Source organism: Trichocoleus sp. FACHB-40 (genome assembly GCF_014695915.1).
GTDB lineage: Bacteria > Cyanobacteriota > Cyanobacteriia > Cyanobacteriales > FACHB-T130 > Funiculus > Funiculus sociatus.
The window spans coordinates 1-7,587 of record NZ_JACJPF010000093.1 but is presented as its reverse complement, the minus strand read 5'-3'; the positions used below and the strand labels follow the sequence as shown (position 1 = coordinate 7,587).

General features: G+C 43.9%; 7 protein-coding genes. 4 read left to right on the top strand and 3 right to left on the bottom strand.

Going from position 1 to position 7,587, the window contains the following annotated elements:
• Nucleotides 1–307: 307 nt before the first annotated feature.
• Complete coding sequence (locus tag H6F63_RS20350; RefSeq protein ID WP_190639298.1) at nt 308–802, bottom strand: ureidoglycolate lyase; 495 nt, start codon at nt 800–802, stop codon at nt 308–310.
• Between the two features lie 74 nt (nt 803–876).
• Entirely contained in the window at nt 877–1,299 is a 423-nt protein-coding gene (locus tag H6F63_RS20345; RefSeq protein ID WP_190639299.1) for a DoxX family protein, read from the bottom strand.
• Nucleotides 1,300–1,470: 171 nt separating this feature from the next.
• On the opposite strand from H6F63_RS20345, the gene H6F63_RS20340 reads away from it, so the two are divergent.
• From H6F63_RS20340 to H6F63_RS20330, 3 genes are all read left to right on the top strand, one after another.
• Complete coding sequence (locus H6F63_RS20340) at nt 1,471–2,829, top strand: FAD-binding oxidoreductase (protein WP_190639297.1); 1,359 nt, start codon at nt 1,471–1,473, stop codon at nt 2,827–2,829.
• A gap of 139 nt (nt 2,830–2,968) precedes the next feature.
• The gene (locus H6F63_RS20335) at nt 2,969–3,775 is read left to right on the top strand and encodes a creatininase family protein (protein WP_190455604.1); all 807 of its coding nucleotides are present in this window, start codon (nt 2,969–2,971) and stop codon (nt 3,773–3,775) included.
• 103 nt (nt 3,776–3,878) lie between these two features.
• Entirely contained in the window at nt 3,879–4,415 is a 537-nt protein-coding gene (locus H6F63_RS20330) for a hypothetical protein (protein WP_190639296.1), read from the top strand.
• A gap of 113 nt (nt 4,416–4,528) precedes the next feature.
• Here H6F63_RS20330 and H6F63_RS20325 read toward each other — a convergent pair whose 3' ends face one another.
• Nucleotides 4,529–5,086, bottom strand: coding sequence for a DUF2808 domain-containing protein (locus tag H6F63_RS20325; protein WP_190639295.1), 558 nt, complete (start codon nt 5,084–5,086; stop codon nt 4,529–4,531).
• A gap of 510 nt (nt 5,087–5,596) precedes the next feature.
• Here H6F63_RS20325 and H6F63_RS20320 point away from each other — a divergent pair.
• Nucleotides 5,597–7,345, top strand: a complete 1,749-nt coding sequence (locus H6F63_RS20320) for an iron uptake porin (RefSeq protein ID WP_190639294.1) — start codon at nt 5,597–5,599, stop codon at nt 7,343–7,345.
• Nucleotides 7,346–7,587 lie beyond the last annotated feature (242 nt).

Below are 7,587 nucleotides of genomic sequence, written 5' to 3'. Positions count from 1 at the left end.
TGCACCCGCTCGGCTTCGCTACAGCTGTATGCCTTTTGCGTCGCCATCAGAAAGTTAATGTATTCAATAGCCGTATATTTGGGTGGATTCATTGCTTCCTTTTACCCCATCTTCAGCCCAACTGCGTAACTCCTGACCTTCTCCATTTCCGGGTATGAATCCCTAATTTAGAACATCCTGATTTTTGGACTGGAATATATCACTTGCTGATTAGCAAACTTTTGAAGTTGTTGGCTCCCCAGGAAAAATGCATCTAAAAGTTATTGATTTGTAGCTGCAAAGGACATCTAATTTACTTCTCCCGGTTTTAACAAGAAATCTCGAACTCTAACTGATGATTGAGAAAGTTGTGAGTGAAATGGTCAACAATATTTGTGTTGCTGAGTTCTAAGTTGTAGAAATCTACAAATTCGTGTTCAAAATATGGGCCAGCGTGCCAAGTTCCTATTTCTAATTTTATGAAACAATTACCGGGAATGCGGAAAGCTGCAATGTCTTCTAATGCGGGTTTGTCAGCATCATTATTAGGAGGGGCAACGGCGATTAGCCAGTCTTTTCCTTCGAGGGAACCTAAACATTGAGTGCATTGGGTGTGGCGTGTGATTGTGTGAAATTTGCGCCCTTTGTTGTGCAGCCGCATGATGTAAAAGCGGGGTATTCCATTTTGAAGATTTAGTTGGGCATCTTCTGTGTCGTAGTTTTTGCCGTCAACACTGGCAGAGATTACTTGACCGTAGGGGCGGAAATTTTCTGATGTTATTAATTGTGCTTGTAGTTGTTGGATTGTTTTTGATGTGTTCATATTAAGTAAAGAAAAACTAACCGCAGAGGTGCTGAGAACGCGGAGAAAAGAGAAGTTGTAAGAGATGATGGGGTTTATTCTGGTTTGGGTTTGCCAGGGATTATTGAGGCTTGTTTTTCGTTGTCTGAGGGTCTGGTGTACCACCACGCCCAGGCAATTAAGACCGCTTGAAAGGGAAGTCTTGCCGCTTGAAACCAGGGGGAGTTGGGTATGTTTGGAAGCTGGATTTGGTTAACTGCCATGTTGATGTTGGCTGGGAAAACGAAGATGAAAAGAGTAAGTAATCCCCAAGCCGCAGCATGGCTGACGAGGGGAATTAATAGTCCGATACCACCTAATATTTCAAAGAAGCCGCTGATATAGACGAGTGACAGAGGGTAAGGTAGTTCGGCGGGGATGAGTTTGGCAAATATGCCTGGGATGACAAAGTGCAGCACGCCGACAAAAATGATGCAGGCGGCGAGGATGATTCGCAAAAGTTCTTTGTTCTTTTTGATGAGTTCCATTTGAACCTATACAGACTGATTATTATAAAATACTGACAAATTTTGTCTATTTTTTTAGTTTCTGCGTGAAATTTTCCTTTTTCTTGAATCAAGATTCGGAAAATTTGGTTGCAAATCCTCCAAAATAAGAAAATATCTCTTACCCTCATGGAGGCTAGCCAGATGACTGCAACTTCTATACCATCAATAGACTGGAATGCTCTGTCATCTGAGCTGACGGGGATAGAAATCATTACTGATGCTACCCAAGTCGCGAAACTTTCCCAAGATTACTACACGTTCAGCCCGGTGTTGCAAAACCTGTTGAGTGGGAAAACGGGGAATTTAGTTGTCCGCCCGGTTACTGAGACGCAAGTGTTACAGGTGGCGGCAGCTTGTGTTAAGTATAAAGCGCCACTGACGTTGCGGGGTGCGGGTACGGGGAATTATGGCCAGTGCGTACCTCTGGAAGGTGGGGTAATTTTGGATACTACGCGCTTGAATGCGATTCGCTGGATTAAGCCGGGTTTGGCGTGTGTGGAGCCTGGGGTGAAGCTGGCGGCATTGGATAAACAGGCACGAGAAGCGGGGTGGGAAATGCGAATGGCACCTTCAACTTACCGCACGGCGACAATTGGAGGGTTTATTGGCGGTGGGAGTGGGGGAATTGGTTCGATTACTTACGGGCAGTTGCGCGATCGCGGTAATCTCCATGCTGTTAGAGTGGTGACAATGGAAGATGTACCGCGTGTAATTGAGTTACGCGGCGATGAAGTTCAAAAGGTCAATCACGCCTACGGGACGAATGGGATTATCACTGAGTTAGAAATTCCCCTTGGCCCTGCTTATGCTTGGGCAGAATTAATCGTCACTTTTGATGATTTTATGACAGCTGCTCGCTTTGGTCAAAGTCTGGGTGATGCTGATGGTTTGATTAAGAAATTAATTTGTATCTGTGCTGCGCCAATTCCATCTTACTTTGCTGCTTTACGCAATCAGATTCCTGAAAATAGTCACTGTGCTTTATTGATGGTGGCAGAATGTTGTCTGGAACCGTTGCAAGGTTTGATTAGGGAATATCGGGGTACAATTTGTTATGAAAAATCTGCAAAAGAAGCGAGTAAAGGCACTTCTTTAGCAGAGTTCACTTGGAATCATACTACTTTACACGCTCGTAGTGTTGACCCGACACTCACTTATTTACAAACTTTATTTCCAGCAGATAAAAGTCTGAAGTTGGTGGAGCATATGTATCATCATTTTGGCGAGGAAGTGATGATGCACTTGGAATTCCTTCGGGTGAATGGTACTGCTATCCCTGCTGCTTTGCAAATTGTTCGCTATACGACTGAGGAAAGGTTGAAGGAAATTATTCGTTATCACGAGGAACAGGGGGCGTTTATTGCTAATCCTCACACTTATATTTTGGAAGATGGGGGAAGGAAAAGTATTGATCCGGTGCAGTTGCAGTTTAAGGAGATGGTTGATCCTTATGGGTTGTTGAATCCAGGTAAGATGAAGGCTTGGGGAGAAAGGAAATAAACCGCATTGGCGGAGCCTGGGCGTTAGCGCTTAGACGCATTAGCGAAGCCATGCGCGTAAGCGCTATAGAGCGAGAAGGAAAGATGGATGGAATAGAATTTATAAGCAGTTAAAAGATTATCGTCGTTTATCTCTACAAATGCACAATTTTATTCCTCCTGAGCGGTTTTTTCCTTATCTGAGCTGGACTGATATCCAAGGGATGTCGGATAAGGAAAATGTGGTAATTATTCAGCCTGTGGGTGCTATTGAGCAACATGGCCCTCATCTGCCGATTATTGTGGATTCGGCTATTGGTGTGGCTGTGGTTGGTAAGGCTTTGGCAAAGTTAGATTCAGGGATTCCTGCATACGCTTTACCGCCTTTGTATTATGGGAAATCAAACGAACATTGGCATTTTCCGGGGACGATTACTTTAAGTGCCGAGACACTTTTGGCTGTTTTAAAGGAGATGGCTGATAGTGTTTATCGGGCAGGTTTTCGGAAGTTGGTGTTGATGAATTCTCATGGGGGACAACCGCAGGTAATGGAAATTGCGGCGCGGGATTTGCATCAGAAATATGAAGATTTTCTGGTGTTTCCGTTATTTACTTGGCGTGTTCCGCACGTTGCTAAAGAGTTACTGACTCCGAAAGAATTGGAATTTGGTATTCATGCGGGAGATGCGGAAACAAGTCTGCTGCTGTCTATTTTGCCGGAACAAGTGAAGATGGAAAAGGCGGTTGCTGAGTATCCGCAAGGTTTACCGGAAGATAGTTTGTTGAGTATGGAGGGAAAGTTACCTTTTGCTTGGGTGACGCGAGACTTAAGTCGAAGTGGGGTTTTGGGAGATCCGACGACGGCGACTAAAGAAAAGGGCGATCGCTTGTTGGAATCAGTCTCTGATGGCTGGGTACAAGTTATCAAAGATATTTACAAGTTCCGTCAGCCGCGTTGTAAAACTTAAGGCAAGTTATTTCACCCAGTCAGGTGAATCAAACAGGTGAAGGCTATACCTATGGCTAGAGGCTAATTTGAGATTAATCCAACCAACTCTCAATACCTCAGTTATGAAAACTTTCTTAAACTATTCTGCCTTATTATCTGCTCTAGCTTTGTGTGGTGCTTTGCCCTTAGCTTCCCCAACTCTTGCGTTTGATAGAGACTCCATACAAAATCTCAACCAGAGACAAAATAATGATGTTTTGCTGGCGCAGTGGCGAGACACTTATCGCCCTAGCGGACAAGTGCAGCAACTGTTAAACCGCATAGAAAGCCGTACTGATAGGTTTCGTGAAAACCTCGATAGGGCGCTTGACGAAAGCCGTCTCAATGGTTCCGATCGGGAAGATGAAATCAATCAGTATGTTAGAGATTTTGAAGTGGCAACAAATCGCTTGCGCGATCGCTATTACAATGGTCAATATGTTGCTGCCGATCTTCAGGAAGTGCTGCGACGGGCAAACAGAATAGACAATTTCATGCGTCGCCAACGCTTAGGCTTGGGTGCTGAACGCGGCTGGGCTGCTATCCGTCTGGATTTGAATCAACTAGGACGTATTACAAACGGCGTAACCAGGCGCTATTACCCAGATCGTAGTTATTAAAGTCAAAGCGCGATCGCTTACCAATTTGATCGAAATTAACTCAAAGGTTTTATCCCCCTAGCCCCTTTTTAGGAGACTAGAGGGGATCTTTTTTTGATGCAAAAAAGAGAACTTTACCTCGCGTCAAAAAAGCGCAATGGGCCATAGCCTAAAAATTGCTCTTGGGGTTTATCGCCTTCAGGAAAAGCTGTAACACCAAACTTATAAATCCCACTAGCCGAGGGATTTTCAAATGGGCCAAGCCCAACAGTCACAGTCTGACCGGGCTGAATTGGGGTGTCAAAAACCAGGTCAACTTCCTGGTTTTTGCTATCAACTTTGACTTCACCTAACTGGCAATTCTGCTTAGGTTCCCGATTTAGATACGCTAAGGTTCTTCTACCATTGAATTCAACTAAACTGCCTCCTTTTTGGCGAATCTTTACCCGATGCAAAGGTTGGGTCGCAGTTTTTGGCAAGTCAAACGTGAAGTAGTAAGTTGCCCCTCGGAACCGAACGCTTGCTTGGCTGGTTCTAGCTTCACTTAACTGAAAGGGAACGCCAAAAGAAGTCCTGCCATCTGAAAATTGAATAGCTTGAGCCGAGGGGCTGTTTGCTCCCGAAGTACCGACACCGAGGGCAAGAGTACCCAATATCAATGCCTGAGAAAATTGCTTAAGCCGCTTCATCATTATGAAGCCCTCCTATGAGTGTATAAGTGCGAGTGTTCTGGTGGCAATGCTTTTCGGTTAACCAAGAAGTATGCCTTCCTATACTTACCTGGTTTAGGATTTCCTGCCAAAACTCCGATCAAATATCCTCCTTATGGACGATGTTTAACGTTTCCACCTTTCTTGTAGCAAATATTGGAAAAAACGGTTGATTTGGCAAATATTAATTTATTCGGTGTTAGTTCATCAATAGCGATCGCTCTAAATTATTTCTAACACCATAATCAGTCAGTGGAATGCTCAATTCCAGACGCAGCGGGATTTTACGTAATGTCAAGAAATATAGAGAATAAGCGCTAAATACAGTAAATTAATCAGCTAAATATTAAATTTTAAAGCAATAGCGACCTAAACTCTAAAAACTCAAGATATAACCTAATAAAAAGCCATTTTAGGAAACTGTGGGATTTTTTAGTCGCAGTTGACGCTTAGTGATTGCGTTCTGCTCGTCTACAGGTGTGCGGAGTAATAATGTTAAAAATTTTTGGAAATGCTTTAAAACTCGGTTTAGGGGTTTGGGGTGCTTTGCTACTAGGCAATAGCGCGATCGCTACTGAAGTCTCCATAAGTAATGCGATCGCTAACATTGAAGACTACAGTTATCCACAAGCAAACGGCGGACAGGAGCCAACGCCAGACGCGATCGCTATCCCTGAGCCATCGGATATCACCTCAATTGCAGTTCTATCTGAGCCTACTGTAGAAAAAACTTTGCCTGAAACAGAAGCAAAAGCTACAACTGTTGCTGAATCAATAGAGGAATTAGAACCAATTAATATAGACGAGCCGGAAGCTTCTGCGATGGAACAAGTAACATCTGTCTCGCAGCTAGACGACGTGCAGCCGACAGACTGGGCATTTCAAGCAATGCGAAGTCTTGTTGAGCGCTATGGCTGCATTGCCGGATATCCTGATGGCAGCTATCGAGGTAATCGAGCCTTAAGCCGCTATGAATTTGCCGCTGGGTTGAATGCCTGTTTAGACAAAGTAAATCAGTTGATTCTAGCTACAACTGGTGAACTTGCTAGTAAAGAAGATTTAGTAACCCTACACCGATTGCAAACAGAATTTGCGCCCGAATTAGCCACATTGTCAAAGCGGTTGGATAACCTAGAGGCATCTGTCAGCAGGGTAGAAGCGCAACGCTTTTCTGCTACAACCACACTCCGGAGCGAAACGCTTGTTTCCATGAGTGGAGTCGGCGGCGAAAATGTCAACGGTGATGAGATTGATAGCAATATTGTTGTCAGTAACCGCGTGGAATTGAATTTAGATACCAGCTTTTCTGGAACAGATTTGCTGAGAGCCAGATTAGCAGCTTCAAACACTCCCGACTTTGCCAAAGTCACCGGAACCAACTTTGCCAGACTCTCATTCACCGGAGACAACAACAATGATATTCAACTAAGCGCATTGTTCTATCGGTATCCTATAGGAGATCAGGCGGTAGTCTACTTTGGCGTTGTGGGTATTGGCCACGGTGACTTTACTCCTACCCTGAATCCTTATATCAACAATTCTCTTCTTGGCAACATTTCCAACTTTACCGGAGAATCGCAGATATTTGGTCTCAATGGAGGCAGAGGGTTTGGTTTAGAATATCGCTTTAGTCGAGCCGTGAGGCTGTCTTTGGGATATCTCGCAGCTAATACCAATGAAGCGAATACAGGGCTGTTTAGTGGCCCCTACGGCGCGATCGCTCAATTATCCTTATATCCCACCGACAGCCTGAGTTTGGGTTTAACCTATGTCCATTCCTACAATCTCAGGACAGGCAAAGGCAGTCAAAACGCCGAAAATCCCTTTAATGGTGCTGCCATATCCACCAATGCCTATGGGTTAGAGGCATCTTACCAAGTCAGCCCTAAATTCAACATTTCCGGCTGGGTGGGGTTGCTTCAAGATCGAGCTGTATCCAACCCGAATAAGGGCAGCGATGCCACAAGTTTTACTTGGGCTTTGACCTTTGCCTTACCTGACTTAGGCGGACTAGGCAATCTAGCGGGATTTATAATTGGTGTTCCGCCTAAAGTGCTTGAAAATGATGTTATTGGGCGCGAAGATCCAGATACTTCTTTACATTTAGAGGCATTCTATCGCTACCAGGTGACAGATAATATTGCCATCACCCCAGGCTTTTTTGTAGTTACAAAACCAGAACAGAATGCTAACAATGATTTAATTTATGTTGGCACCATCCGCACCAGTTTTGTGTTTTAATAAAACTTCCCTTTTTTATCGCTTTAACCTTGTTTTAGCCACCTTTGAAAAAGGGTTTGGGGGGCAAAGCTTTAAATCAACGGGATTAAATTTTTAGGTGGTGGTAAATATGTAGTGAAAAGGTAAATATATAAACTAAAACTACTTTCAATTTTCCACTTTGCGGTGGCTATTTATTTGCCTTGGCAAGCGGTTAGTTTAACAATTAGCATAATTATTAATTTAAATCTATTTTTAAAGCT